Below are 2,664 nucleotides of genomic sequence, written 5' to 3'. Positions count from 1 at the left end.
CCCAGACCCAGACCCAGACCCAGACCCAGACCCAGACCCAGACCCAGACCCAGACCCAGACCCAGACCCAGACCCAGACCCAGACCCCAGAGCCCAGAGCCCAGACCCCAGACCCCAGACCCCAGACCCAAGTCCCAAGTCCCAAGTCTTAATCTCTTCACGCGTCGGCGGTCGTCATTCCTACTTGTCCGCTTCGGCGTCGCTCGCATCTCGGTGACGCGTCACTCGCGTTGATCAGGTGCCGCGGAAGCGCCCTATTGGCAGACGGGGGTGAACTGGGCATGGCGAATGTAGTGCGGCGAGGCCGTCATCTGATGCCAGGCGCCACCATCCCTCGCCGCCGTCACGCTCACGCCCAGCGTTTTTCGGTCGGCGTGCGTCGAGAGGGTGTAAGACCGGGCGTAACACCGGGCGTCTGGCTGCGCGAGCGGTCACGACTTCTTCCCCGGACACGCCATGCCTCACGCATTTCGCGTTGGCCGCTGACGCCCCGCGCCTGGCGCCCACTTGGCAAGGAAAGGGGCCCATGCCGCGGTGCCTGGGACTTGCGGCGACGCGCGCCACTGCCACGGGGTTGGCATGCATCGCCTGCGAGTGGTGCCAACGGCGGCGGGCGGTCCGAAGTTTGCCGCGGCGGCCGCTGTGAGAGCCGGCGTCGGCCACGTGTTGTCGACTTGGTAAATGGCGATCTGCCGCCTTTTGCCGAGCGGGGCTGCATCATCGCGTGCTCGCTGGCATCGTCTGCGTCGTCTGATTGAGGCTCGCCTCGATTCATGCATCCGTCATCGGAAGGCGGGCGCCTCGCGCGGACCACGCGGAAGCGGTTCACCGGCCAGTGCCGATGTGCCTCGCTCGCTCGCCGCGCATCGTCGTGACGTGACGCTGCGCATGGCCAGCTCTGTACGTCGCCTGCCGACATGTTCGAGCGTGTGCTTTGTGCGCGTGACTCTGAAGCGGTTTGCGGAACAGGCGGCTTCGCTGCGCGGCTGTCACTCGGCGCACGATCGGTCGGTGGCTCTGCGGGTGCTGTGGCGCTTCGAGGAACGCCGACCGAACTGGCGAGCGCGCCGGGGGTGAGGGACGCGGCGATCGCCGCGCCGTGCGCTGTGCACCCGCTACACGCAACGTCGTCACTGTCGGTCGATGCGTCGTGCGCCGTTTCGTGGGCGGTGCCAGTCTCGCACGAGCCTTGCGAGACTGGCGTTGGGAGGGCTGGTACGGGCGCATCGCTTATACCAGCGTCTCGCTCGCCGACATTGCAGTCGGACCTTCCAACATCGCTGCTTCGATCGGTGCGTGGTGCCACCTCTCGAAAGCTGGCGCTTGCTCGCGTCGGCGACCGGCGTATTTCGAGGCATCGATCGTCCAGCCGCCCGGCGCTACCACTGCGGACGTCGATGGTTAGCGAACCGGCAGCGCTGTCGGCGACAAGGCATCCGTCCGCGTTGCCGGATTCGAGCCACGCGTTATACATGCCTACCGCCGCGGCGCGGTTCGGCACTCCCAGTGCCCTGAAAACGCCTGCCATGTGAATCTTGACCGTTCCCTCGCTGATTCCAAGCTTGCGGGCAATCGATTTGTTGGTCGCGCCGAACGTCAGCAACCGAAGAATCTGCTGTTGTCGAGGCGACAGCGCGCCGCGGCCGAAGAGCGGGCGTCGCGGTGGCGGCCAGTCGATTCGCGCGGATTCACGCGCCACTTCCGGAGGCTGTTGGATATCAAGAATGCCAACGGGAATGTAGTGCCCGTCGAGCAGGATGAGCTCCAGTGCACAAAGCATCTGCCGGCGGGTATGGCCGCGCGGGATGATGCCGCGCACGCCCGCCAGCAACAAGCTGCGGATCGCGGCCGACGTGGGACGTTCGCATGTCAAAACCAGCGTTAGCGTTGGATGACGGCCCAACAGCGCATGCACCGCATCGAGCGGTGCGATTCCGTCATTCCAGTTGACCAGCACGAGATCCGGCCGGCGATTGGCCACCACCTCTGACAGTTGTTCCCACTCGCTCAGTTCGGTCACGCATGCTCGCCGTTCCAGCAGGCGCAGCAACACCTTCAGCTTTTCCCTTCCTTCGACGTCCTTATCGAGCAACACAAAATGCATCGGTTTCTCCTTGTAGCCTTGGCAATCCCGTGCAACGGGCCAGTTCGGCAATGATGGCAGCACTCATGTAGCTTGCCCGCCTGTCCCGATGGTCTATGAATGTCTCACTTCGTCGGGAGCACGCGTCGACTAAGGCGGGCGAAGGCAAGCGGATGTAAGCTTGGCCGGATCGTGTCAGCGTCAGGCTGTCGGCAGCGGCAAATGTCACGCTCGGGCAATACTTGAGCGGCCCGGAACCAGCCCGTGTGCGCCGTTGCATGGGGACGGTTTGCTTATGCCGCTGCGCACAACCCGAGCACCGGGCTGCCGCCGGCTCGCCGGTCGGGGTTCGAACAGGCGTAGGATGTCGAATAGGTTGCAAGGCGAGGGCGACAGAAATGCCGGTGCGCCCGTGTGAACGACGGTCCCGCAGACTGCGCGCCGAGCGCTCAAGGCAGCAGAATGCCAACGGAGCGAAGCGCCTTGTCGGGCTGACGCGTCGGGTTGGCTTCCGAAGGGTTGTGAGACGCTCAGACGCTCAGACGCTCAGACGCTCAGACGCTCAGACGCTCAGACGCTCA

At 65.1% G+C, this 2,664-nt stretch carries 1 protein-coding gene; it reads right to left on the bottom strand.

Going from position 1 to position 2,664, the window contains the following annotated elements; translation table 11 throughout:
- Positions 1-349: 349 nt before the first annotated feature.
- Positions 350-2,155 (bottom strand): response regulator transcription factor, encoded by a 1,806-nt coding sequence (locus BLU54_RS15950; protein ID WP_139169724.1) that lies wholly within the window; start codon positions 2,153-2,155, stop codon positions 350-352.
- Positions 2,156-2,664 lie beyond the last annotated feature (509 nt).

The sequence above is a fragment of the Chitinasiproducens palmae genome (genome assembly GCF_900095735.1).
GTDB classification, from domain to species: domain Bacteria; phylum Pseudomonadota; class Gammaproteobacteria; order Burkholderiales; family Burkholderiaceae; genus Chitinasiproducens; species Chitinasiproducens palmae.
This window is presented reverse-complemented; position numbering and strand designations above follow the sequence as displayed.